The organism is Massilimicrobiota sp. mt181 (assembly GCF_055420065.1).
The window spans coordinates 169,681-194,594 of sequence record NZ_JBVAYN010000001.1 but is presented as its reverse complement, the minus strand read 5'-3'; the positions used below and the strand labels follow the sequence as shown (position 1 = coordinate 194,594).

General features: G+C 33.9%; 22 protein-coding genes. 4 read left to right on the top strand and 18 right to left on the bottom strand.

Going from position 1 to position 24,914, the window contains the following annotated elements; genetic code table 11:
* The first annotated feature begins 126 nt into the window (after positions 1-126).
* Positions 127-1,122 (top strand): LacI family DNA-binding transcriptional regulator, encoded by a 996-nt coding sequence (locus ACZYT4_RS00925; protein ID WP_463781738.1) that lies wholly within the window; start codon positions 127-129, stop codon positions 1,120-1,122.
* A 428-nt stretch (positions 1,123-1,550) separates the two neighbouring features.
* Here ACZYT4_RS00925 and ACZYT4_RS00920 read toward each other — a convergent pair whose 3' ends face one another.
* The 3 genes from ACZYT4_RS00920 to ACZYT4_RS00910 all read right to left on the bottom strand — a co-directional run bounded on the left by ACZYT4_RS00920 (position 1,551) and on the right by ACZYT4_RS00910 (position 4,558).
* Positions 1,551-2,168, bottom strand: coding sequence for a flavodoxin family protein (locus tag ACZYT4_RS00920; RefSeq protein WP_463781737.1), 618 nt, complete (start codon positions 2,166-2,168; stop codon positions 1,551-1,553).
* 153 nt (positions 2,169-2,321) lie between these two features.
* On the bottom strand, positions 2,322-3,710 hold the full coding sequence (gene gltA, locus ACZYT4_RS00915) for an NADPH-dependent glutamate synthase (RefSeq protein WP_463781736.1): 1,389 nt from the start codon (positions 3,708-3,710) through the stop codon (positions 2,322-2,324).
* The gene (locus ACZYT4_RS00910) at positions 3,710-4,558 is read right to left on the bottom strand and encodes a sulfide/dihydroorotate dehydrogenase-like FAD/NAD-binding protein (protein ID WP_463781735.1); all 849 of its coding nucleotides are present in this window, start codon (positions 4,556-4,558) and stop codon (positions 3,710-3,712) included. The genes gltA and ACZYT4_RS00910 overlap by 1 nt, the downstream gene beginning before the upstream one ends.
* Before the next feature lie 129 nt (positions 4,559-4,687).
* On the opposite strand from ACZYT4_RS00910, the gene ACZYT4_RS00905 reads away from it, so the two are divergent.
* On the top strand, positions 4,688-5,476 hold the full coding sequence (locus ACZYT4_RS00905) for a Cof-type HAD-IIB family hydrolase (protein WP_463781734.1): 789 nt from the start codon (positions 4,688-4,690) through the stop codon (positions 5,474-5,476).
* Positions 5,477-5,823: 347 nt separating this feature from the next.
* Here ACZYT4_RS00905 and ACZYT4_RS00900 read toward each other — a convergent pair whose 3' ends face one another.
* Positions 5,824-6,171, bottom strand: a complete 348-nt coding sequence (locus ACZYT4_RS00900) for a NusG domain II-containing protein (protein WP_463781733.1) — start codon at positions 6,169-6,171, stop codon at positions 5,824-5,826.
* 157 nt (positions 6,172-6,328) lie between these two features.
* Here ACZYT4_RS00900 and ACZYT4_RS00895 point away from each other — a divergent pair, with 157 nt between their 5' ends.
* Positions 6,329-6,652, top strand: a complete 324-nt coding sequence (locus ACZYT4_RS00895; RefSeq protein WP_463781732.1) for a PTS sugar transporter subunit IIB — start codon at positions 6,329-6,331, stop codon at positions 6,650-6,652.
* A gap of 36 nt (positions 6,653-6,688) precedes the next feature.
* Here the strand turns inward: ACZYT4_RS00895 and ACZYT4_RS00890 are convergent, their stop codons facing one another.
* The 5 genes from ACZYT4_RS00890 to ACZYT4_RS00870 all read right to left on the bottom strand — a co-directional run bounded on the left by ACZYT4_RS00890 (position 6,689) and on the right by ACZYT4_RS00870 (position 13,841).
* The gene (locus ACZYT4_RS00890) at positions 6,689-8,158 is read right to left on the bottom strand and encodes a glycoside hydrolase family 1 protein (protein WP_463781731.1); all 1,470 of its coding nucleotides are present in this window, start codon (positions 8,156-8,158) and stop codon (positions 6,689-6,691) included.
* A gap of 90 nt (positions 8,159-8,248) precedes the next feature.
* Positions 8,249-10,924, bottom strand: a complete 2,676-nt coding sequence (gene adhE, locus ACZYT4_RS00885; RefSeq protein ID WP_463781730.1) for a bifunctional acetaldehyde-CoA/alcohol dehydrogenase — start codon at positions 10,922-10,924, stop codon at positions 8,249-8,251.
* 221 nt (positions 10,925-11,145) lie between these two features.
* Positions 11,146-11,889: a triose-phosphate isomerase gene (gene tpiA, locus ACZYT4_RS00880; RefSeq protein WP_463781729.1), complete on the bottom strand. Its 744-nt coding sequence runs from the start codon at positions 11,887-11,889 to the stop codon at positions 11,146-11,148.
* A 16-nt stretch (positions 11,890-11,905) separates the two neighbouring features.
* The gene (locus ACZYT4_RS00875; RefSeq protein WP_463781728.1) at positions 11,906-13,090 is read right to left on the bottom strand and encodes a phosphoglycerate kinase; all 1,185 of its coding nucleotides are present in this window, start codon (positions 13,088-13,090) and stop codon (positions 11,906-11,908) included.
* A 241-nt stretch (positions 13,091-13,331) separates the two neighbouring features.
* Positions 13,332-13,841: a CarD family transcriptional regulator gene (locus tag ACZYT4_RS00870; protein ID WP_463781727.1), complete on the bottom strand. Its 510-nt coding sequence runs from the start codon at positions 13,839-13,841 to the stop codon at positions 13,332-13,334.
* A 146-nt stretch (positions 13,842-13,987) separates the two neighbouring features.
* Here ACZYT4_RS00870 and ACZYT4_RS00865 point away from each other — a divergent pair, with 146 nt between their 5' ends.
* Positions 13,988-14,281 carry a rhodanese-like domain-containing protein gene (locus tag ACZYT4_RS00865; protein ID WP_463781726.1) on the top strand — a complete coding sequence of 98 codons (294 nt, stop codon included), beginning with the start codon at positions 13,988-13,990 and terminating at the stop codon, positions 14,279-14,281.
* Between the two features lie 41 nt (positions 14,282-14,322).
* On the opposite strand, the gene ACZYT4_RS00860 is transcribed toward ACZYT4_RS00865, so the two are convergent.
* From ACZYT4_RS00860 to ACZYT4_RS00820, 9 genes are all read right to left on the bottom strand, one after another.
* Positions 14,323-14,703, bottom strand: coding sequence for a DUF956 family protein (locus ACZYT4_RS00860; RefSeq protein ID WP_463781725.1), 381 nt, complete (start codon positions 14,701-14,703; stop codon positions 14,323-14,325).
* Positions 14,704-14,770: 67 nt separating this feature from the next.
* Positions 14,771-15,688, bottom strand: coding sequence for a PTS system mannose/fructose/sorbose family transporter subunit IID (locus ACZYT4_RS00855; RefSeq protein ID WP_463781724.1), 918 nt, complete (start codon positions 15,686-15,688; stop codon positions 14,771-14,773).
* A gap of 20 nt (positions 15,689-15,708) precedes the next feature.
* Positions 15,709-16,524, bottom strand: coding sequence for a PTS mannose/fructose/sorbose transporter subunit IIC (locus tag ACZYT4_RS00850; protein WP_463781723.1), 816 nt, complete (start codon positions 16,522-16,524; stop codon positions 15,709-15,711).
* A gap of 18 nt (positions 16,525-16,542) precedes the next feature.
* A complete protein-coding gene (locus ACZYT4_RS00845) occupies positions 16,543-17,532 on the bottom strand; it encodes a PTS sugar transporter subunit IIB (RefSeq protein ID WP_129736073.1) in 990 nt (329 codons plus the stop codon).
* A gap of 211 nt (positions 17,533-17,743) precedes the next feature.
* Positions 17,744-18,574, bottom strand: coding sequence for a PRD domain-containing protein (locus ACZYT4_RS00840; protein WP_463781722.1), 831 nt, complete (start codon positions 18,572-18,574; stop codon positions 17,744-17,746).
* 12 nt (positions 18,575-18,586) lie between these two features.
* The gene (locus ACZYT4_RS00835; protein ID WP_463781721.1) at positions 18,587-20,677 is read right to left on the bottom strand and encodes a PTS sugar transporter subunit IIABC; all 2,091 of its coding nucleotides are present in this window, start codon (positions 20,675-20,677) and stop codon (positions 18,587-18,589) included.
* Between the two features lie 120 nt (positions 20,678-20,797).
* Entirely contained in the window at positions 20,798-22,090 is a 1,293-nt protein-coding gene (gene eno / locus ACZYT4_RS00830; RefSeq protein WP_463781720.1) for a phosphopyruvate hydratase, read from the bottom strand.
* 194 nt (positions 22,091-22,284) lie between these two features.
* Positions 22,285-23,874 (bottom strand): phosphoenolpyruvate carboxykinase (ATP), encoded by a 1,590-nt coding sequence (gene pckA / locus ACZYT4_RS00825; RefSeq protein WP_463781719.1) that lies wholly within the window; start codon positions 23,872-23,874, stop codon positions 22,285-22,287.
* 106 nt (positions 23,875-23,980) lie between these two features.
* Complete coding sequence (locus ACZYT4_RS00820; RefSeq protein WP_463781718.1) at positions 23,981-24,874, bottom strand: DUF7916 family protein; 894 nt, start codon at positions 24,872-24,874, stop codon at positions 23,981-23,983.
* Between the last annotated feature and the right edge of the window lie 40 nt (positions 24,875-24,914).

Here is a 24,914-nt window from a genome sequence, read left to right as displayed (position 1 = left end):
CTCACTCAAAAACTTCAAATGTTTTTTACTTAATTTTTAGTAAATTTTTATTGATAATGAATATCATGAATAATCGTAGCTTTTTCATTCCATTTTCGATATAATAAAGCAATAAGGAGGTCTCTTATGGCAACATTAAAAGATATCGCTGAAATGGCTCAAGTTTCCATAGCAACAGTTTCAAGAATTTTAAATAACGATCCTACATTAAGCGTTCCTGCTCAAACGCGCGATAATGTATTGAATGCAGCCAAGACACTTCAATATCAAAAGAAAAAAAAGAGTGATCCTGGCATTCATATTTGTCTGATTCAATGGTATTCCCTGCAACAGGAAATTAATGACCCTTATTATTTAACATTGCGTCATGGTGTTGAGGATTATTGTGCAAAAAATGGTGTTATATTGAAACGCATTTTTAAAGATGATGTAGATATTGAACAATCTTTAAAAGGTATTGATGGCATCATTTGCTTAGGAAAATTCAGTAAAAATCATATAGAAACTCTCAAAAAATACAATGATGCTATTATTTTATTAGATATGGATTATGAAAATATTAAAGAATGTTCGATTATTCTTGATTTTGATTTAGCCCTTAAACAAGCGATAACATATCTTCATGGCTTAGGTCATCAAAAAATTGGTTATTTGGGCGCTGTTGAATATCTTGATGATGGTCAACCTTATGATGATATACGTAAAAAGTCTTTTATCAAATATGCTCAAGAATATCATATTGACTATGAAAATTATCTTTTAGAAGGTGAATTCACAAGTGAATCAGGATATGCCATGATGTCTCATATGATCCATTCTCAACAACTGCCAACGGCAATTTTTGCAGCAAGCGATCCTATTGCGATAGGAGCCATGAAGGCTTTGAATGATTATGGCTATCGTGTTCCTACTGATATTTCTATTATTGGTTTTGATAATATTGATGCCAGCAATTATACTTATCCACCACTCACAACATTTTATGCACCATCATTTGATATGGGGCAATTTGGAGCTAGATTACTACATCAGGCTATCAAGGATCACACAAAGCTTTTACCAATGCGTATTCAACTGCCTTGCTATCTTATAGAAAGAGAATCATGCCAGGCTATTTTATAAATAAAGATAACCATCATGTTGATATCTACTTTATCGTATGATTTCAATATGATTCAGTTATCTTTTTTTGTTATCTGATTGATGAATATCAGTTAAATAAGACAAATGAAATTCATCTTCAAAGTTATAAACATATCCAATGAAAGCTAAGAATAAAGTAGGCTTGGAAATCATTTTGAATCCCAACAATATCTTGCTATAAATGAGCATTCAAAGATACCTAATCAGTAAAATAATTTTATAATTTTTCTATCTTTAAAGTCACAATCCCACATACCAAGTCAATGTATTATTTAAAATATTCCAGCTTTGTAAAACCAATCAGAATAAAATCTTACATCAAGCAATTGAACCGGTAGATAAACAACAAAAAAGGTCGTAATGAATCACCATCAAAAAATGACTTCATTATGACCTCTTTAAATATTCTATCGAATAAAATTCGTTGCATGGAATGGCTCTTTATCAGGCAATCCATATTTTTCTTTTCCATCATGAATACTTTTCACTAAAAAAGCAACATTTCTTGCAAGAACACGCATTGTCTGTAAACCTTCAAGATCTTCTTGAACCTCTCCAATCTCTCTTCCATGAATAGCATTCCAATATTGGCTTGAAGCGATAGGCATACCAGAAATAGCAAAGAATTTATTGATTTCATCATATGTTGCAGAAATACCACCACGTCTCGCTACAACAACACTAGCTCCAACTTTCATTGTTTTATCAAAAGATGTGCTATAAAACAATCTTGTTAAAAAGGCTATTAATGTTGCATTGGCAGATCCATAATAAACTGGCGTTCCTACCACAAGGGCATCGCACTCTTCAAATTTTGTAGCCACTTCATTCACCATATCATCAAAAACACATTGACCAGTTTTCTTACATGACAAACACGCTATACAACTTCTTATTGGTTTTTGACCCACATGGATAAGTTCCACTTCAATATCTTCCTGTTTAAAAATTTTAATCATTTCATCAAGAGCCGTTTGTGTATTTCCTTTTACACGTGGGCTTCCATTAATCATTAATACTTTCATTTTTGCCTCCATTTCTGTCTACTTTTATCAATCAGACATATCACATTTTATTAAACCTTCCATCTTAAATGATATCTCCACAATATAGAAAATTCAAGAAGGATTGCGAAAAGCCTCATGATTTCAATGAATCATGAGGCTCTATGTCCTGTTTTATTTTTGTTTTAATGCCTCATCAATGGCATGAGCTGCCTTTTTACCTGCACCCATTGCTAAAATAACAGTCGCTGCACCTGTAACAACGTCTCCACCTGCATAGACACCATCCTTAGATGTTTTCATTGTTTCTTCATCTACAATAATTCCACCCCATTTTTGAGTATCTAAACCAGGTGTTGTCTGTCTAATTAATGGATTTGGACTCTGTCCAATAGAAACAATAACAGTTCCTGTTTCAATCACAAAGTTTGAACCTTCTTTTACAACTGGTCTTCTTCTACCACTTTCATCAGGTTCTCCAAGTTCCATTTCTACACATTCCATAGATTTTACCCATCCGTCTTCACCTTCAATTTTAACCGGATTTGTCAGCAGCTTAAAGATAATACCTTCTTCTTTTGCATGATGCACTTCTTCTGCTCTGGCAGGGATTTCCTGTTCACCACGACGATAGACAATATAGACATTCTTTGCACCTAATCGTTTTGCAGTTCTTGCTGCATCCATAGCAACATTTCCTGCGCCAATGACACAAACTGTATCCGTAATTTTCACTGGTGTTGGATGCTTAGGGAATTCATATCCTTTCATCAAATTCACACGTGTTAAAAATTCATTTGCTGCATAGACACCATTGAGATTTTCTCCAGGAATTCCCTGAAAACGAGGAAGTCCTGCACCGCTACCAACAAAGATAGCTTCATAACCTTCTTCCTGCAATTCATCGATTGTAATAGAACGTCCCACAACAACATTTGTTTCAAAACGTACACCTAAATCGGCAACACCATCAATTTCTTTTTGAACCAGATCTTTAGGTAAACGGAATTCTGGAATTCCATATGATAAGACACCACCTGTTTTATGTAAAGCTTCAAAAACAGTGACATCATAACCTTTCTTTGCTAATTCTCCAGCACATGTCATACCAGCTGGTCCACTTCCGACAACAGCGACCTTTTTCCCATTCTTTTCAATGTGATTATCTTTTTTCTGCCCATGTTCTCTATGATAATCAGCAACAAATCTTTCTAATCGTCCAATTCCTACTGATTCACCCTTGATGCCACGAACACATTTTCCTTCACATTGATTTTCCTGTGGGCAGACACGTCCACAAATAGCTGGCAAGGCATTTTCACTTGTAATAATTTCATAAGCTTTTTCAAAATCACCGTTAGCCACTTCAGCAATAAATTCTGGAATAGGTACACCAACTGGGCAACCATTTTTACAAGGGCTGTGTTTACAATGGAGACATCTTGTTGCTTCTTCCATTGCCTGTTCTTTGGTATATCCTAAAGCGACTTCCTTAAAATTATGATTTCTGACCTGTGGTTCCTGTTCAGGCATTTTGACTTTTTCTAATGACATATTAGGCATTATTGAACACCTCCCATTAAATTACACATACGATTGGCTTTCTCATCCATTTGATGTTCTTCTTCCTTAAACATTCTTTGACGTGCCATCAATTCATCAAAATCAACTTGTAATCCATCAAAGTCTGGTCCATCAACACAGGCAAACTTGATTTTACCATCAACGCTGACACGACAGCATCCACACATTCCTGTTCCATCAATCATAATTGGGTTTAAAGACACAGATGTTTTGATGTTGTGAGGTTTTGTCACACCAACAACTGCTTTCATCATTGGCACTGGTCCAATCGCAATCACTTCATCAATGTCTTCACCTTGATCAATCAAATCAGCTAAAACTTGTGTGACAAAGCCTTTTCTTCCAAGTGATCCATCATCAGTTGTAATATAAACATTCTTACAGAATTTTCTAAATTCATCAGCCCATAAAACATATTGCGCTTCTCGACCACCAATAATCACATCAACATCAACACCCATTTGGGCTAAAGCACGTAACTGTGGATATAATGGTGCACTTCCAACACCACCAGCAACACCGACAACATGTTTAGATGCATGTAATTTTGTTGGTTCTCCTAATGGTCCAACGAAATCAGTAATCTCATCACCTTCATTTAATAATGATAAAGCTTTTGTCGAATATCCAACAATCTGATATATAATCGTTATTGTCTCTTTTTCTCTATCAAAATCTGCAATCGTTAATGGTATTCTTTCTCCATCTTCTCCAACTCTTAAAATAATAAACTGTCCAGGTTCACATTTTCTTGATACATGGGGTGCATGAACAACCATTAACTCTACAACGTCATTGAGTTTTTCTTTGTGTAAAATCTTATACATTTCTATCAACCCCTCTTCATAGTTTAAAAAATTATATCATAGGGATAATTTTTTTACAATATAACATCAGCATTATCTCTTGACCATTTTCTCTCTTATAGATTATGATAATAAGCAGGGAGGATTCTTATGCATAAAAAAATGATATTTTTTGATATTGATGGAACATTACTAGATGAAAAAACAATGACTGTTCCTCAATCAACGATAGAAGCTATCAAAATGGCACAAAAAAACGGACACCTCTGTTTCATTAACACAGGACGTCCTATTTCAACAATTGATTCCATCATTACAGATATTCCTTTTGATGGATATATTTGTGGTTGTGGTACATATATTCAGTATCACCAACAAGTTCTATTTCATAATCAATTAGATATTGAATTCAGAAAAAAAGTTATTCATGGCATTAAACAATATCAGGTAGATGCTATGCTGGAAGGAAAAGATGGTGTCTATTTTTCACAAGATTTAAAACATCCTTTTATTCAAAAAATCAAAAAAAGATATCAGGACATCGGTTTTTCTGTCCACACTTTCTCATATCATGATGATATCACATTTGATAAATTTACAGTATGGTATCAATCCAGCACACCTATTGAAGCCTTTAAGGACCTTCTTAAAGATGATTTTCAAATCATTCAACGTGATGTCGATTTTTTAGAAATTGTTCCTAAGCCTTTCTCTAAAGCAACTGGTATTCAATATCTCATTGATCAGTTAGGTTATTCTATTGAAGATACAATAAGTCTTGGTGACTCTATGAATGATTTATCCATGCTCAGTTACACACATGAATCTATTGCGATGGGAAATAGTCATCCTGACCTTTTTGAAAAAGTCTCTTATATAACGACTGCCGTTGATCAAGATGGTATATATCATGCATTAAAACATTTTCATATCATATAAAAAAGAACGTGGGGAGACGTTCTTTTTTACTTTATAGACGAATTTATGTATAGGGAGAGGGGTCGTCTATATTTTCTATTATTATTATATGTCTTGTCTTAAGACACTTATATATTAACCCAGCCATATGAATTCATTGTGAATTTCATGAGAACTTTATGTGAACTTTTTATTCATCATCAAAAAAAGAACGTGGGGAGACGTTCTTTTTGATTTTATAGACGAATTGATGTATAGGGAGAGGGTCGTCTATATTTTCTATTATTATTATTATATGTCTTGTCTTAAGACATTATCATCATAACCATAGGGTGTGAATTTTCTGTGAACAATTGCTTAATATCTTTTTAATATTGAGGTTCTACATCAGCCTGTATAACATAAATATCATTAGGAACACAAATAATAGCTTTGGAACTTCCTTCTTGAATCCATCCCATTTTTTCACAATCATGATTTGGACATTCAACCTCAACAGCATGATATTGATGATCTTTCACTTCCAAATGAAATTGTCCATAATCGCCTTCAAAAGTATATGTTTGATCTTTTGAAATATCAATGGTTGCAATCACTTCATTATGATAATAAACTTCTATATCCCCTTTATCTCCCTGCATAAACTGATAGATAGCATAAGCTATTCCAATCACTATACATAAGCCTATAATAAAAATCATATCTTTCTTTTTCATATACAAATTCCTTTACATTTATTCTCTTATCTATGTTAATCAAGAGTCACGCATAAGTCAATAAATTTATAAATTTCTATCTTTGATATTTCACAAATTGAGAGTTAGGTGTATAATATTTATATGAAGAATATAATAAACAAGGAGGAATAATCATATGATTAAAATCATGTTAGCATGTAGTGCAGGAATGTCAACAAGCTTACTTGTAACAAGAATGGAAAAAGCTGCTCAAGAAAGAGGTTTAGACACAAAAATTTGGGCTGTTAGTGAATCAGCATTAACAACTGAATACGCTAATGAACCATGTGACGTATTACTGATTGGACCTCAAGTCCGTTTCCGTTTAAACTCTATTAAAGAACAAGTTAAAAATGCTATCCCTGTTGATGTTATTGACATGCGTACTTATGGTATGATGGATGGTGGAAAAGTTCTAGATCAAGCTTTAAAAATGCTAGAAGATTGGAAAAACAAATAGAATGATACAAAAAAAGGACAGTCGTCCTTTTTCTTTTTAGTCTAAATCTTCACCATTAGAAGCAATGACTTTCTTATACCAGTAAAAAGAATCTTTCTTCTTTCTTGAGAAGTCACCAGTTCCATCATCATGACGATCTACATAAATAAATCCATAACGTTTTGCATATTGTCCTGTTCCAGCAGATACTAAATCAATTGGTCCCCAAGTTGTATAACCAATAAGAGGAACACCATCTTCAATGGCTTCTTTCATTGCAGCAATATGTGGTCTTAAGTATGCAATACGATAATCATCATGAATAGAACCATCTTCTTCAACTTTATCAAATGCTCCCAAGCCATTTTCAACAATCATTAATGGTGTATGTGGATAACGTCCATTCAACAATTTTAATGTATAGCGCAATCCATCAGGATCAATTTGCCATCCCCAATCACTCGCTTTTAAGTAAGGGTTTTTTGCTCCTACTGTCATATTACCTTGAGCCATTTCTACATCCTTGCTTACAGTGATACAATTAGATTGATAATATGAGAATGTATAGAAGTCAACAGTTCCTTCTTTTAAAATTTTCTTATCTTCTTCAGTAATATAAGAAGTATCAATACCGTGTTCTTTAAAATAACGCCATATATATGATGGATATTCTCCACGTACCTGTACATCACCACAGAAATTATTCTTGAAGTCATCTTCATCATATGCAGCTAAAATATCTTTAGGGTTTGGTGTTAATGGATATACAGTTGTATGGGCAATCATGTTTCCAATCATAAAATCAGGGTTAATTTCATGTCCAGCTTTCACAGTTAATGCGCTTGCAACAAATTCATTGTGCAATGCTTCAAACATTTTTTGTGGATCGCTTTTCAACTCTGTTAAAGGAATACGATGATCTGAATGAACATCATCAGGATCCATCATTCCTAATCCATAAAGGTTTCCAATTCCACCTTCTCCCATACATGCAATATTAATTTCGTTGAAAGTCAACCAATATTTAACTTTGTCTTTATAACGCTTGAAGCATGTTGTGGCATATTTGACAAATAAATCAATCACTCTACGATCTGTAAATCCATTATATTTTGTGACAATATTCCATGGAATTTCATAATGACATAAAGTAATTAATGGTTCAATACCATGTTTATGACATTCATCAATAACATGATCATAGAACTCTAAACCTGCTTCATTAGGTTCTTCATCATCCCCATTAGGGAAAATACGACCCCAGTTAATTGAAAATCTAAAAACATTCCATCCCATTTCAGCAAATAAAGCAATATCTTCTTTATAATGATGATAAAAATCTATTGCTTCATGACTAGGATAAAAAGCTGTAGAATCAGTTTTAGGCAGAAAGGTTCTTGGGGTATTGACATCTCCACCTAAAAGCATATCAGGAACGCATAAACCTTTTCCATCTTCCAGATAAGCTCCTTCACACTGGTTAGCAGCAACTGCTCCTCCCCATAAAAAATCTTTTGGAAAACTCATTTTTATTACCTCCATTCCTCAATATAAGCTCATTATACAATATTTTCACGAACGAAAAAAGCATAACTCGAAAGTTATGCCTTTTTCAAATTATTTTTCATTTTTTACAGCATATTTAGATTCATAATCATAAATAGTGTGTAAGATTTCTTCCATATCTTTAACGATAGGCATTCTTGGGTTAGCTGGAGTACATTGATCTTCGTAAGCATTCATAGCAATTCTATGAACTGATTCTTCCCAAGCATCTTTATCAATACCTTGAGATTTAACGTTATATGCTCCACCAACGCTTACCCATAATTTTTCAACTGCTTCAGCGAACATTTCTACACCTTCAGCAGGAGTTTTTGGTTTTAATCCAATTAATTGAGCTAATTCCATGTATTTAACATCTGCTTTATAGTTTTCAATTTTTGGCCAGATATTTAATTTAGTTGGAACAGTACCATTGTATCTAATAACATGTGGTAATAAGATACCATTTGTACGTCCATGAGGAATATGCCATTCTCCACCAATCTTATGAGCCATAGAGTGGTTCATACCTAAGAATGCATTAGCGAATGCCATACCTGCGATTGTTGCAGCATTATGCATTTTTTCTCTAGCTAATGGAGTTCCTTTCTTCACTGATTCTTCTAAGTAATCAAATACCATCTTAACAGCTTGTTTAGCCCATCCATCAGTAAAGTCAGAAGCTAAAATTGATACATATGCTTCAATTGCATGAGTTAAAACGTCAATACCAGTATCAGCAGCAATTGCTGGTGGTAAACTCATAACAAATTCTGGATCTACGATAGCTACAGTTGGAGTTAATGCGTAGTCAGTTAATGGATATTTCTTATTAGCTTTCTTATCAGTAATAACTGCGAATGGTGTAACTTCTGAACCTGTTCCAGAAGTTGTTGGGATACAGATTAATCTTGCTTTCTTACCTAATTCAGGGAATTTGAATGCACGTTTTCTGATATCCATGAATTTTTGTTTGATATCATCGAAGTTTACTTCTGGATGTTCATACATTAACCACATAACTTTTGCAGCATCCATTGAGGATCCTCCACCTAATGCAATGATAACATCAGGTTGGAATTTTCTCATTAATTCAACACCTTCGTTAACTGTATCAATACTTGGATCTGGTTCTACATCGAAGTATAATTCTAAGTCAACTTTGTTACGTCTTCTTCTGATAACATCTTCAATCTTTTCAACATATCCAAGATTGTACATACCTCTGTCTGTAACAATCATGGCTTTTTCCATGTATTTCATATCTCTTAAATATCTAATTGAATTTCTTTCAAAGTAGATTTTTGGAGGAAGTTTAACCCATTGCATATTGTTGTTACGTCTCCCTATTCTCTTAATATTTAATAAGTTTACAGCACTAACATTATTAGATACTGAGTTGTGACCGTAAGATCCACATCCTAATGTTAATGATGGAATGAAGGCATTGTAAACTGAACCAATTCCACCGAATGTAGATGGTGCATTTTCGATAACACGAATTGCTTTACATTTTAAACCGAATTCTACTGAAATATCATGATTTTGTGTATGAATAGCAGCAGAGTGTCCTAAACCATTGAATGCTACCATAGCAGCAGATTTAGCAATACCATCTTCAGTTGAAGTTGCTTTTAATACAGCTAATACTGGAGATAATTTTTCTCTTGTTAATGGTTCATTTGGACCAACTTCCTTACATTCAGCAAGTAAGATTTGAGTATCTTCTGGTACTTTGAATCCAGCTTGTTCAGCAATCCAAGTTGCTGGTTTACCAACAACAGCAGCATTAACAGTTCCAACTTCGTTAACTTTGTCACTATATGCTTCAGCACCGAACATATATTTTTCAAGTTTTGCTTTTTCTTCTGCGTTAACCCAGTAAACTTTGAAACGAGAAATTTCTTCTTTAAATTCATTATAGATTTCCTGGTCAACGATTGCAGCTTGTTCAGAAGCACAAATCATACCATTATCAAATGATTTTGATAATACGATATCATTAACAGCTCTCTTTAATACACATGTTTTTTCAACATATGCAGGTACGTTACCAGCACCAACACCTAAAGCAGGTTTACCACAAGAGTAAGCAGCTTTAACCATTGCGTTACCACCAGTTGCTAAGATAGTTGCAACACCTGGATGGTTCATTAATGCGTTAGTTGCATACATTGATCCACGTACACCAATCCATTGAATACAATCTTCTGGAGCTCCAGCAGCAATTGCAGCATCTCTGATAACTTTTGCAGCTTGAACTGAACATTCATATGCTGATGGATGGAATGAGAAGATAATTGGGTTTCTTGTCTTTAAAGAAATTAAAGATTTGAAAATAACTGTAGAAGTTGGGTTTGTTGTTGGAACAATACCACAGATAACACCAACTGGTTCAGCGATTTCAGTGATTCCAGTTAATGGATCTTCATTGATAATTCCTACAGTTTTCAAGTGACGAAGATTACTTGTGACATATTCGCAAGCGAATAAGTTTTTAACAGCTTTATCTTCGAAAACACCTCTACCTGTTTCTTTGACAGCTGCTTCAGCTAAAACACCATGTTGATCTAATCCAGCAACAGAGCATTTTGCAACGATGTAATCTACAGCATCTTGATCAAAAGATTCAAATTTGTCTAATGCAACTAATGCTTTTTGAACTAACTCATCAATATGAGCATCAATCTGTTCATTAGTCCATTCAGCCTTTGGGGCTTCTTTTTTTACAGCTTTTTTTTCTGCCATAACATTTCCTCCGACATCTTAATTTTATTTACAGGTTTAATATACTATATTCCTTGTGAAAAAACAAGCAAGACTATACAATTTTCATAAGAAAAAAGCCAAAAAATCAATGTAAACCTTTTCAAAATATAGAATTGTTTTTTGAATAAAACATCTCGTTTTATTATAGTTTTTAGCTAGAAAAAAGTCAGTCCAATAAGTAAGACTGACTTTATAAACTATTAATCTAATGCAGCAATCATAGCTTTATATGAATCTTCTTGTAAAGAAGCTCCACCTACTAATGCTCCATCAATATCAGGTTGTTCTAATAAAGCTTTTAATCCTTCTGGTTTTACAGATCCACCATATTGAATTCTCACTTTATCTGCAACTTCCTGACCGTATAATTCAGCAACAACACTTCTAATATATGCACAAACATCTTGAGCAATTTCATTAGTTGCAGTTTTTCCAGTACCAATAGCCCATACTGGTTCATAAGCAATGACAACACGGCTTGCACAGTTTGGACATACATCTTTAAATGCAGCAACTGTTTGAGTTTTCACAACATCTTTTGTTGTTCCTGCTTCATATTCTTCTAATGTTTCACCAACACATACAATTGGAGTTAAATCATTTGATAAAACTTGACGCATCTTAGCATTCACTGTTTCATCAGTTTCACCAAAGTATTGTCTTCTTTCAGAGTGACCTAAGATAACCCATTCCACTCCAATTTCTTTTAACATACCTACACTCACTTCTCCAGTGTAAGCACCACTGTCTTTAAAATGACAGTTTTGAGCAGCAACGATTAAGTTTTTAGCTGCACCTTTTGCAGTCTGTAAAGCTAAATATGGAGTCGCAATTCCCCAATCAGCTTTATCAGTACATGCTCCATCAACTGCTTCAACAAAAGCTTTCGTTTGGGCAATTGTTTTATTCATTTTCCAGTTTCCTACGATAATTGGTTTTCTCATTGTCATAATCCCCTTATTATTTATCATCAATTGCAGCAATACCAGGTAATACTTTACCTTCCATATATTCTAATGAAGCTCCTCCACCAGTTGAGATATGAGAAACTTTATCAGCATATCCTAATTGCATAACAGCAGCAGCACTATCTCCACCACCGATGATTGTATTAGCATCTGGTAAATTTGCTAAAGCTTCGCATACTGCGATAGTTCCTTTAGCGAATGGTTCCATTTCAAATACACCCATTGGTCCATTCCATACAACTGTTTTAGCTCCTTCTAAGGCAGCTTTGATATTTTCAACTGATTTAGGTCCAATGTCCAATCCCATATATCCATCAGGAACATCTTCACCACAAACTTTAATATCTCCTTCAGCAGCGAAAGCATTATTGATAACTGAGTCAACAGGTAAGATTAATTTATCTCCACCTTTTTCAATAATTTCTTTAGCTACATCCAGACGATCATCTTCAACTAAAGAGTTACCAATTTTATGACCCATAGCTTTCATGAAAGTATAAGTCATACCTCCACCAACGATAACTTTATCAGCAATCTTTAATAAGTTTTCAATAACTAAAATCTTATCAGAAACTTTAGCTCCACCTAAGATAGCAACCATTGGTCTTTCAGGATTACTTACAGCTTTTCCAATATAAGCAATTTCTTTTTCAACTAAGAACCCAGCAGCAGATGGTAAATGAGCAGGAATTCCAGCAGTAGAAGCATGTGCTCTATGTACTGAACCGAATGCATCTTCTACGAATACATCTCCTAATGAAGCCCAATATTTACCTAATTCAGGATCATTTTTGCTTTCACCTTTTTCATAACGTGTATTTTGTACTAAGATCACTTGAGCATTATTAGCTTCTTTAACAGCATTTTCAAGTTCAGGTCCTCTTGTACAGTTCACAAATTTAACATCTACTCCTAATAATTCAGATAATCTAGGAGCAACAACTGACAAATCATTTTTAGCTTTGTCTTCTTCTGTTTTCACTTTACCTAAATGTGAGAACAATACAATAGCTTTTGGTTTTTGTTCTAACAAGTATTTTAAAGTAGGTAATGCGGCAACAATTCTGTTGTCATTTGTAATTTCTCCAGTTTCTTTGTTTCTAGGTACATTGAAGTCAACACGAACTAAGACAGTTTTTCCAGTGACATCAATATCTTTAATTGTTTTTTTATCCATTTTTCTCAACCCTCCATGTGCAAATTATAACATTCTTATAACTGATTTTCAATTGCTTTTATAGCTGTTAAAACAATAACAATTGTCATTTTTTATCAAAATAAGATAACACGCTTTTATTTTCCGATATTAAAAAAACAAAAGCTCCTTCTTATCCAAATCATCATACTCCAACAAGACTCTGTCACATTGTTAAAATAAAAGTGCTTTTACAAAAAACATCCCAAATCACACTCATGATTTAGGATGCTTTTTCTTCAATACATTGACAAATAAATGGAATCACTTCTTCTTTCTTGATGTTTAAAACATAAGCAAACTCCTCATACAATATATTTTCTGCTTCCTTCATAAATTTCTCATCAGAAACATGAAACTTCTTTCCTGTTTTCTCTAAGCTCTTTTTATGATGATACAGCGTCTTAACCATTTGAATGAGTTGTTTATGATCTCCACTCCTGATAATTTCACGATATTTTTCTTTACGCTGATTATCATTTTCAATCCAATCCACTGGACAATCAGGCATATTTTGAATTAAATCCATGATTTCATCATATGATAATAATTTTTTCATCTTTTTAACCAAATCCTGATTTTGCGTTGGTACATAAACTGTTGCATTATCTTTATAAACAGGCTTTAAAACATAATACTCAATAGATTGATTTGTCAATTTTCTTTCAATAATATTTTCAATTTGGCAAATACCTTCATTTCCATATAAAACAGTATCATTGACTTTATACATATGAACCTCCATAAAAAAACTGCTTGCACAACTGGACTTACGTTCATGGCAAACAGCTCGTTGATATATAATTATTTTACCACATTTTGAATTCAAAATGTCAGCACAAATTTTGAAAAATAAGCGTATACTATCATGGTGATTTTATGAATAATGATATCCTTCAATACATCAATGATCCCCATGTTCTGATTATCGACTTGCGTGATGAATACTCTTTCCATCAGCAGCATCTCAAAAACGCCATCAATATTCCTGCGGATGATTTTCTTTCACAACTCCCGTATCTTTCCCATGATAAACTTCTTTATCTGATTTGCCATACTGGGCAAACAGCTAAGGAACTGGCAGAAAAATGCCAAGATGCAGGTTATCAATGTCAATATTTTCCTTATGGTTTTCAATCATTGTCAAACTTAGACAATCAACACTATTTTTAAAAATAAAAAAGATGATTGAAAACATATAGCATTCAAATCATCTATTTTGACTTTCTATGAAAAAGATTGCTTAATCCACGCTTAAGAACCTGAAAAAAGCTTAAAGAACGCACCATTCTTTCCCCTGGTATATATTGATTAATGGCTCTTAAAGTCGCTTTATTATCACGTGTTGAAAAAGTAAAATAACCATTCTTTTTTGTATAGATAGCAAAACGTGGAATCCATTTTCCTTTCAATATGACAGAAGCCATCACATAATCAACTTCTTCCCATGGAATCTGGATATAATCTCTTACATTTCTTTCATTATAAAATTCAAAAGCATGATCTCCAATCATCACCTGACCATAATTAGCCATTCCTAAATATGATGTTGCTTTGATTGTGAAATCAACTTTGGCATTTAAAGACTGTACCATTGTTTTCCTCCTATTATTTATGAAAAGCTCAGCATGAAAGCTGAGCTTTTCATCATTCTTCATTATTTTACATAATTCCAGCTAAACGTGCAAGAATACCAACAGCAAATAATGCGATGATAATAACGATAGGTGAAACTTTCTTTTTCAATAACCAGCAGCATAATAATGTTAATAATAAAGCTGCTAAACCTGGAATTAATTGGTCTAAGTTCTGTTGTAAAGTTGTTACTTTTTCAACATTTAATCCAGCTGCTCCTAAAGTTGAATATTGTTCTAATGCTGATTTAATACCTTCAGCAGTACCTGAGATTTGTGACCAGTCAATATAAGCTCCTGCTGATTGTGTAACTTTAGAGACAACAGGTGTAAATGAAATTGTTACCCAACGTTGAACTAATGCTCCAATAATAAACATACCTAAAATAGAAGCACCTTGAGTGATTTTTCCAATCAATCCACCAGATAAGTCTTGCGCAATTGAAGTTCCAACTTTGTAACCAAATTCTTGAGTATACCAAATAAAAGCAATACGAATAATATTCCATGCAAAGAAGAATAATAATGGTCCAACAATGTTACCACTTAACGCTAAAGAGGCACCTAATGCTCCTAAGATTGGTCTTAAAGTAAACCAGAACACTGGATCTCCAACTCCGGCAAGAGGTCCCATCATACCAACTTTAACCCCTTGAATAGCCTGATCATTGATATCTGCTCCATTAGCACGTTCTTCTTCTAAAGCTAATGTAACACCCATAACTGGTGCTGAAACATATGGATGCGTATTGTAGAATTCCATATGTCTTTTTAATGCTGCAATACGATCTTCCTTTTGAGGATATAATCTTTTGATAGCTGGGATAATTGAGAAACACCAACCACCATTTTGCATACGTTCATAGTTCCATGATCCTTGAAGGAACTGATGACGCATAGCAACGGAAATTCGATCTTTTTTAGTTAATTTTATTTTTTCTGCCATTTTCTATTCCTCCTTCAAGATTAATAATCATTTAATATATCACCTAATGGATCTCCAGAACCACCAGTTCCACCATTAGAAGAACCACCATTTTCTTTTAATCCTAAGTAAATTAATGCTAATGCAACACCAATAGCTCCTAAAGCAATTAATGTTAATTCACCAATAGCTGCAAGAACGAATCCTAAGGCAAAGAATGGCCAAGTTTCTTTTGTTGACATCATGTTGATAACCATTGCATAACCAACAGCAGCAACCATTCCTCCACCAACAGTCATACCACCTGATAACCATGCAGGCATTTGATTTAATGCATCTGTTACCACTTGTGCAGGCACGAAGCATAATGCTGCAGCAGGAATAGCAATTCTCACACCTTGTAAAAGAATAGCTAAAATATGCCATGTTTCAATTGCACGAATATTTCCTTTTTCAGCAGCACCATCCATAAAGTGAACCATAGGAATAGCAATTGTACGACAAATCATTGTTAAGAATAAACCAGCTACTGAAAGTGGTACAGCAACAGCAATTGAAGTTGAAATAGCTGTTTGAACATCAGTTGTTCCACCTTCTAAACCTAAAACCATAATAATCGCTGAAGCAACTGAAGCCAAAGCTGCATCTGGTGCAACGGCTGCCCCAACATTTGCCCATCCAAGAGCAATCATCTGTAATGAACCACCTAAAACAATTCCTTCTGTAAGGTGTCCACTGACTAATCCAATTAACGTACACGCTACTAATGGTTGATGGAACTGAAATTCATCAAGAATCCCTTCCATACCAGCAAGTAGGGCAACGATAATAATCAATACTATTGTAATAAAAGACATTATGTTTTCCTCCCTATTTTAAGATTTTGCTAATTCTGCTTTTGCTTTTTTAAGAAGATTATCTATATTTTCATTAGAATCAGATGGAACTTTACGAACATCAAAAGTGATACCCATTGATTTTAATTTTTCAATTGTTTTGACATCATCTTCTCCCATAGCAATTGCCTTATTGACAACAACTTTTCCAAGTGAATGTGCCATAGATCCAATATTTAATTCTTTAATATCGACTCCACCTTCAATTGCACGAAGGGCATCTTGAGGTGTTTCAAATAATAACATAGCTTTTGTTGCACCAAAACGTGGATCTTTCGCAACCTGAATCATTTTATCAATTGGAACGACATTGGCTTTGACACCTGGTGGCGCAGCCTGTTCAATCATTTTCTTACGTAAATCATCATGAGCAACAGAATCAGAAACAACAATAATACGATTTGGTTGTGTTGTTTTTGTCCAAGTTGTAGCGACTTGCCCATGTAATAAACGTGTATCCACACGTGCTAAAACATATTTAATGTGTCCATCTCCTAACACTGTTCCTTCAGGAATAGCTCCTTGAGGCTGTGTTGGCTGCTGAACAGTTGCTTCTTTCTTTTCTGGTTCTAATGTTTCTGGACGAACCTTAACCCCTTCTCTTGCAACCTCTACAATGTGTTTAGCAATTTCATGTGCAGTCTGCATAGACATACGTGAAGCATAAGCTTCAATCAGCATTGGCAAATTCAAGCCAGTCACAATTGCCCATTTGTCTTCATGACCATCAAGAAGTCCATTAGATTGATTGAATGGTGTTCCACCCCATAAATCAACCATGAATAATACTTCATCAGGATTTTCAAATGTAGCAATAGCTTCTTGAATTTTAGCCTTTAAGTCATCAGGACCTTCGCTAGGCTGTAATGTCACAGCTTTCACATCGGGCTGTTCTCCAAAAATCATAGATCCTGACTGTAAAATACCATTAGCGAATTCACCATGGCTAGCAAGAATAATTCCTACCATTTTTGTTTTTCCTCCCTTTCTTTCTACTTAATAGATGCAAAAAAGGCAGACATGTCTATCTTCATTGAGAATACAATCATCCTGTTATATTCTCAATCAAAATAGTTCATGCCTGCCTAACAGTAACACACTATTAAATATTCTTTTTTCTAGTTATAGGCTACCATATTCTCAAACCCTTGTCAAGAATTTGAATATTTTTATCAAAACACTACTGAACTGTACTTGATAAAATTCTTTCTAAATGCAATGCTAAATATCCAACTTCTGTTTCTGGCATCTCTTTTTTGAGTATTTTTGATAATGAATGACACATATGTTGTGCCTGCTGATAGGCAAAAGGAAACTTGTCTTTCGTAAATTCACTAATATCCATTTGGAGTTTCTCACCTGTATTAATACGCACAATCAAGAACTTGATATGATTCATCAATCTGGCATAAGAAATAGAATGAACATCTATGACAATATTTAAATCTTTTTGTAATTGTAAGATTTGTTCGTGAATAATACGTGTTGCTTCCATGGATTCAACAACTTTATTTGTTGATACCGCAGAATGCACATGTAATGTAATAAATCCTACTTCATCATCATTAATCATTTGAGATGTATATTGAAAAATAATGTCTCTTGCTTCTTGTGCAACTTCATATTCATCAGGGAATAACAACTGAATATCGTAATGAAATGGATTGGATGGTAAAATATTCTCTTTCATACGTTTCATTGTAAAAAAGATATGGTCTGCTAGTGGTAATAAAATATTGTAATCTATTTTTGCAAATCTGGCTTCAGCTTTTTTTAAAATTTCATCTGCTATTTCTAAATATATCGGATCAATATATTCAATAATATTTTGAAAATGATCTTTTGACTGATAAGTTTTTTGCATCAGATATTTTTTAGCCTGTGGTGGTATTTCCAAACATTCACCAGCCTTTTTACCAAAACCAATTCCCTTAAACATGACAATGATTTCTTCATGATCATGCTTGGCTAAAACAGTGTTATTATTCAGCACTTTTATAATTGTATACATCCTTCTCTTCCCCTAATCGTAAATCTCTAGAACTTTTGTTCCTTGTTGCATATACCCATAAGACTTTTTCAAAGTCGTTTCTTCAGGTGATTGGGTCACAACCAGCATAATATTGGCATCAGTCGCATGAGCTTGAATATATGCTAAATCTGCCTGCCACAAAACATCTCCTGTTTTGACTTTTTGATGCAGTTCGACCATCACTTGATATCCTTCACCTTTTAAGTTAACGGTATTCGTACCAAAATGCAATAAAATTTCAATATCATCATCTCTTTTTATGCCGATAGCATGCTTTGTTGGATAAATCATTGATATTTCACCATCACAAGGTGCCACAATTGTCCCATTATCTGGTTGAATCATAATGCCATCACCTAAAAGTTTATGTGAAAAAATATCATCAGCCGCCTCTTCTATTGGTAAGACTTCGCCGTCAACAACATTTTTTAATTCTATCTTATTTTGAGAATAAGAAATACTCTTTTCTTCATAATCATATTTTTCAGGGACATGTGCCAGATATTCATCAAGTTTGGTCTTGATGGAAGAAGCCTTAGGTCCATAAATAATCTGAATACTATCTCCCTGTAACATCACAGCCGCTGCTCCTGCCTGTTTTAACAATGCTTCATTGACCTTATCACGATCATAAATGGTTGCTCTTAAACGTGTAATACAACAATCCAAATCCTCAAAATTATGTCGACCACCTAATCCTTTAATGATTTGCTGACATTGTGAATCAAGATATGATTTATCAAAAGAATAATCATATTGAGGCTTTTTGAAGATTGTTAATTTTTGATTATCTTCACGTCCAGGTGTTTTTAAATCAAATTTCAAAATACAAAAACGAAAACTCAAATAATACAATAAAAAATAAACCACACCAAAGACAATAACCAATATCCAATGTGTTTTATCATTACCCTGTAAAACACCAAAAACAAGAAAATCAATGCTGCTGGCAGAAAAAGTAAATCCAATCGCAATCTTAAAAACATGCGCAACAACAAAGGTTGTGGCCGCTAAAAAGACATGTAATCCAAATAAGAGTGGTGCCGCAAAGACAAATGTGAATTCAATCGGTTCTGTAATTCCTGTCAAAAAACTTGTTAAAGCACCTGAAAGCAAAAGACTCCCAACAACCTTTTTAGATTCAGGCTTAGCACAATGATACATAGCTAAGGCAGCCCCAGGCAAACCAAACATCATCAAAATAAATTCACCAGAAAAATATCTTGTCGCTTCACTACTGAAATGTGTTAATGTTGGATCAGATAACTGGGCAAAGAAGATATTTTGTGCCCCTTCAACCAGCGTGCCATTGACCATCATGGAACCACCAATAGCGGTCTGATAAAATGGCATATAAAAAACATGATGCAATCCAAATGGTACCAAAGCTCTTTTGAAAATACCATAAATAAAAGTCCCGAAATATCCTGAATTTGCTATGAACTGTCCTAAACTAAATATACCTGATTGAATGATGGGCCAGATATAAAACATCATAACCCCAACAAGTAAATAGACAATAGCTGCAATAATAGGGACAAATCTTTCACCCTCAAAAAATGAAAAAATATCAGGTAATTGAATATTATAAAAACGATTATGCAAAAAACTTACTCCCAATCCAACAATAATGCCACCGAAGACTCCCATCTGTAAAGAAAGAATTCCACAAACATTGGCAATACTTCCAGTTAGAACATTTTGTACAATCTGATTATTTTCGATAACACCTGTTAAAGTTAACATCCCATTAATACTGGCATGCATCACAAAGAAAGCGATAATAGATGATAAGGCAGCAACTTCTTTGGCCTTTTTCGCCATTCCCAAAGCAACGGATGCTGCAAACAGTAATGGAATATTTTCAAATAAAACATTCCCTACACCTTTTAACAATAATAAGAAACCGTGAAGAAATGTGCCATCACCTAAGATCCATTCTAAATGTAATGAAGCTATTGTTGTAGGATTGGTGAGTGAACTTCCTACTCCTAAAAACAATCCTGCGATCGGCAATACAGCAATAGGTAACATCAAACAACGACCAATTCTTTGTAATAGACTAAAAATGCCTTTTTTCATATTTCCTAACCCTTTCTTCACTATTCTCTTTTGATATTGTAAAGAATATACAAAGAAATGTCTATAAAACTTTCAAAAAAAGGAAAGACTTATATATCAGCCTTTCCACTTCATTTGTTATTATTTATGATTTAATTGATAAAAAGCTTCTGTTGATGCATAGCAAGATTGATTCTTTAATTCATCTTCAATTCTCATTAATTGATTGTATTTAGCAATACGATCAGTACGAGAAGCAGAACCTGTTTTAATTTGACCAGCATTTGTTGCTACAGCAATATCAGCAATTGTTGTATCTTCTGTTTCTCCAGAACGATGTGAAACAACAGCTGTATAGTTTGCTTTTTGAGCCATTTCAATAGCTTCTAATGTTTCTGTTAAAGTTCCAATTTGGTTGACTTTAATAAGGATAGAGTTAGCAACACCTCTTTCAATACCTTGTTGTAAACGTTTTGTATTTGTAACAAAGAAGTCATCACCAACTAATTGAACACGATCACCTAATTTTTCAGTTAAGTAATCCCATCCTTCCCAATCATCCTGATCTAATCCATCTTCAATAGAAATGATTGGATATTTATCACAAAGTTCAACATAAAAATCAACAAGTTCTTGAGAAGTAAATGATTTATTATTTTCTCCTGGTAATGTATATTTTCCATCTTTGTAGAATTCACTACTTGCGACATCCATAGCTAACTTCACATCAACACCTGGTTGATATCCAGCTGTTTCAATAGCTTCTAAGATTGTTTGAATCGCTTCTTCATTAGATGCTAAGTTAGGTGCAAAACCACCTTCATCACCAACAGCTGTGTTTAATCCTTTTCCCTTTAAAACTTTCTTTAAAGCATGGAAAACTTCAGCTCCCATACGAATAGCTTCTTTAAATGATGGTGCATTCACTGGCATAATCATAAATTCCTGGAAATCCACATTATTATCAGCATGTGCTCCACCATTAATAATATTCATCATTGGAGTAGGTAATACATGCGCATTCGCTCCACCAATATAACGATATAATGGGACATGTAATTCATCAGCAGCACATTTTGCAACAGCTAATGATACACCTAAAATCGCATTGGCACCTAAACGTCCTTTATTTGGCGTTCCATCTAAATCAATCATCATCTGATCAATTTTTCTTTGTGCTGTCACTTCTTCACCGACAACTGCTTTCGCAATTTCATCATTGACATTTTGAACAGCATTTAATACACCTAATCCTAAATATCTGTTTGCATCTCTATCTCTTAATTCAACAGCTTCATGAACACCTGTTGAAGCACCACTAGGAACAATGGCTCTACCAAAAGCACCACTTTCACTTTTAACTTCTACTTCTACTGTTGGATTACCACGTGAATCCAACACTTCTCTTGCATAGACACTGACTATCTTACTCATTTTATTTTCCTCCTGATAAGTTTTAACATATCTATTTGCACAAATAGTTAGTTATCTCTAACCATTAATAGAATAACATATTTTTGATTTCTATTCAACTTTAATAAATCAAAAATTTACAATTCATCATTAGTATAACTCTTCTTATCATTTCTATACATTCCAAAGAAAAAATGACAACATTTTTGTTGCCATTAAAACGTATTATTAATTTTTCCTCCAGGTCCTGCATGAATGATGTTTTCCGGGAAATTTGTATATTGTTTAAAATTTTCCTGAAACATTTCTACAAGCTTTTGCGCAGTCACATCATAAGCATCTTTACTCACCCACGTTGTTCGAGGATTTAATAGTTCTTGAGGAACACCTGGACAAAAGAGTGGAATGTTCAAATTGAAGAATGGATCAACTTCATAGCTGACATAATCCAATTCTCCATTAATCGCTGCATCAATCATCGCTCTGGTATATTTTAAAGGAATACGGCGTCCTACTCCATAAGATCCACCAACCCATCCAGTATTAATTAAGAAAACATTAGAACCTGCTTTTGTCATACGCTTTTGAAATTGTTTCGCATAAAGTAAGGGATCCATTGGTAAAAATGGTTCTCCAAAACATGTTGAAAAAGTGGCCTGTGGTTCCGTAATGCCATTTTCTGTACCCGCCAGTTTACTTGTATAACCTGATACAAAGTGATAAACAGCTGAATTTTGATCCAGTTTAGAAATAGGTGGTAAAACACCAAAGGCATCAGCTGCTAAAAAGAAGATTGTCTTAGGAATGGGTCCCATCCCACTTGGTTCAATATTCTTAATAAATTCAAGTGGATAACCGACACGTGTATTTTCAGTAATAGAATCATCATCAAAATCAATGATTCTCGTATCTTCAAATAAACAGACATTTTCTGCCATAGCTCCAAATCTAACAGCATCCCATATATCAGGTTCATTTTTTTGTGAAAGATTAATACATTTTGCATAACATCCACCTTCAAAATTAAAGACCGATGTACGTGACCAGCCATGTTCATCATCACCTATTAATTTTCTATTTGGATCAGTTGATAACGTTGTTTTTCCTGTCCCTGATAAACCAAAAAACAAAGCTGTATTTCCATCTTCTCCAATATTTGCTGAACAGTGCATTGTAAAGACATTGCGTTGTGGCAACATGTAATTCATGACACAGAAAATACTCTTTTTGATTTCTCCAGAATATCCTGTCCCTGCAATCAATACAATTTGCTTTTCATAGTCAATCATAACTGCGACATCACTATTTAAACCGACTGTTGCATCAATATGACAATCTGGCGCAACCAACACCAGATAATCTTCCTGAAAATGCTGTAATTCTCGAGGTGTTGGTTTAATTAATAAATTAGAAATAAATAAGTTCTGACTGGCTTTTTCATTAATAATTCTAAAACCATAAGAATATTTAGGATTAGCCCCAGCATAACCATCAAAAATATATAAGTCTTTATCTTGAAAATGTTCAATAATCGCTTGATAAACCTTATCAAACTGTTCTCTCGTAGCTGGTTGATTCACTTTACCCCAGGCAATTTTATTATGAACAGCAGGTGTATCAACAACATATTTATCCTGAGGCGAACGTCCTGTTCTTTCTCCTGTTTCCACACATAGACATCCTGCTCGACTTAGACGTCCTTCTTTTTTAATCAACGCTTTTTCTATAAGTGAGCCAGCAGGAATATTTCTAAACACTTGCCCATTTGTATGGATACCATATTTTTCAATACCATAGCTTTCCATATAATCTCTCCTTTCCTTCAAGTCTCCTTTCTTTTATTTTATAAAAAATAATGAACTACCACAAGAAAACTCGTTTCTCCAACAAAAAAAGGATTCCTGAGAATCCTTATCTATTCACTGAAGATGCAATTTTATGATATGTCCAACGTTTACCTCTAATCGCAACAGATAATGCCATAATATTTTCAGGTAAAGCAATACCACACCAACCAGCATCACCAATATGTTGAATATCAATACCACAACGTTTATTAACCAAAGCAATTTGTCTAATTGTTCCTTCATCACTACCTTCTTGAGAAGTTCCAATAGAACTTAATGATAAAGCACCTTTCGATTTAATTAATTTACAAGCAGCAGTGACTTCTTCTTCTGATAAACCAGGTACCGTATAAACAGCAGGCATTAAAATAATATCAGCACCTGCATCAATAAATCTTTCAATGCTATCTAAATCAACTAAAGCCTCATCAATTCCTGAAGAATGCATCTTACCAGCAATAATCATTCCACCAAAGTATTCTTTCGCAAGTTTAATAGCATTTTCAATAGATGCATTACTTACACCAGTTCCTGGATTTCCAGTTAAACAAATAAAATCAAAACCTAATTCCTTAGCTTTTATGAACGTTTCTTTTGTTGCATGACGTCCACTAGAAATTTCTAATCTGTTTTCCATCATTTTTGCATTTTCATCAATTGGTTCAAGATTACATCCCACTGGTCTACCAATTAATTTCTTTAATAATTTCACAGGTTCATCTGTTTCAGGTAATCCATTGATATGAGGATGATTACAATCAAAAACATTTAATAAAACCATATCACTTCCAAAAGAAACTGCCAATTCAGCATTTGTTAAATCACCAAGTAAAGGTGGACAAGCAACAACAGTTTCTGTCATAATTGTTCTTCCTTCACTCGCTAAAATAGATTGTTTCAATTCATCTTTATTCATTGATAACATTTCACTTGTTGTACAATTTAATAATCTTTTCATTTCCCGTATCCTCCTGTGAAATATTATATCGCTATATTAT

Coding starts and splice junctions, on each gene's coding strand:
- ACZYT4_RS00925 (WP_463781738.1), top strand. CDS start 127: ATGGCAACATTAAAAGATATCGCTGAAATGGCTCAAGTTTCCATAGCA.
- ACZYT4_RS00920 (WP_463781737.1), bottom strand. CDS start 2,168: ATGAAAGTATTAATGATTAATGGAAGCCCACGTGTAAAAGGAAATACA.
- gltA (WP_463781736.1), bottom strand. CDS start 3,710: ATGCCTAATATGTCATTAGAAAAAGTCAAAATGCCTGAACAGGAACCA.
- ACZYT4_RS00910 (WP_463781735.1), bottom strand. CDS start 4,558: ATGTATAAGATTTTACACAAAGAAAAACTCAATGACGTTGTAGAGTTA.
- ACZYT4_RS00905 (WP_463781734.1), top strand. CDS start 4,688: ATGCATAAAAAAATGATATTTTTTGATATTGATGGAACATTACTAGAT.
- ACZYT4_RS00900 (WP_463781733.1), bottom strand. CDS start 6,171: ATGAAAAAGAAAGATATGATTTTTATTATAGGCTTATGTATAGTGATT.
- ACZYT4_RS00895 (WP_463781732.1), top strand. CDS start 6,329: ATGATTAAAATCATGTTAGCATGTAGTGCAGGAATGTCAACAAGCTTA.
- ACZYT4_RS00890 (WP_463781731.1), bottom strand. CDS start 8,158: ATGAGTTTTCCAAAAGATTTTTTATGGGGAGGAGCAGTTGCTGCTAAC.
- adhE (WP_463781730.1), bottom strand. CDS start 10,924: ATGGCAGAAAAAAAAGCTGTAAAAAAAGAAGCCCCAAAGGCTGAATGG.
- tpiA (WP_463781729.1), bottom strand. CDS start 11,889: ATGAGAAAACCAATTATCGTAGGAAACTGGAAAATGAATAAAACAATT.
- ACZYT4_RS00875 (WP_463781728.1), bottom strand. CDS start 13,090: ATGGATAAAAAAACAATTAAAGATATTGATGTCACTGGAAAAACTGTC.
- ACZYT4_RS00870 (WP_463781727.1), bottom strand. CDS start 13,841: ATGTATAAAGTCAATGATACTGTTTTATATGGAAATGAAGGTATTTGC.
- ACZYT4_RS00865 (WP_463781726.1), top strand. CDS start 13,988: ATGAATAATGATATCCTTCAATACATCAATGATCCCCATGTTCTGATT.
- ACZYT4_RS00860 (WP_463781725.1), bottom strand. CDS start 14,703: ATGGTACAGTCTTTAAATGCCAAAGTTGATTTCACAATCAAAGCAACA.
- ACZYT4_RS00855 (WP_463781724.1), bottom strand. CDS start 15,688: ATGGCAGAAAAAATAAAATTAACTAAAAAAGATCGAATTTCCGTTGCT.
- ACZYT4_RS00850 (WP_463781723.1), bottom strand. CDS start 16,524: ATGTCTTTTATTACAATAGTATTGATTATTATCGTTGCCCTACTTGCT.
- ACZYT4_RS00845 (WP_129736073.1), bottom strand. CDS start 17,532: ATGGTAGGAATTATTCTTGCTAGCCATGGTGAATTCGCTAATGGTATT.
- ACZYT4_RS00840 (WP_463781722.1), bottom strand. CDS start 18,574: ATGTATACAATTATAAAAGTGCTGAATAATAACACTGTTTTAGCCAAG.
- ACZYT4_RS00835 (WP_463781721.1), bottom strand. CDS start 20,677: ATGAAAAAAGGCATTTTTAGTCTATTACAAAGAATTGGTCGTTGTTTG.
- eno (WP_463781720.1), bottom strand. CDS start 22,090: ATGAGTAAGATAGTCAGTGTCTATGCAAGAGAAGTGTTGGATTCACGT.
- pckA (WP_463781719.1), bottom strand. CDS start 23,874: ATGGAAAGCTATGGTATTGAAAAATATGGTATCCATACAAATGGGCAA.
- ACZYT4_RS00820 (WP_463781718.1), bottom strand. CDS start 24,874: ATGAAAAGATTATTAAATTGTACAACAAGTGAAATGTTATCAATGAAT.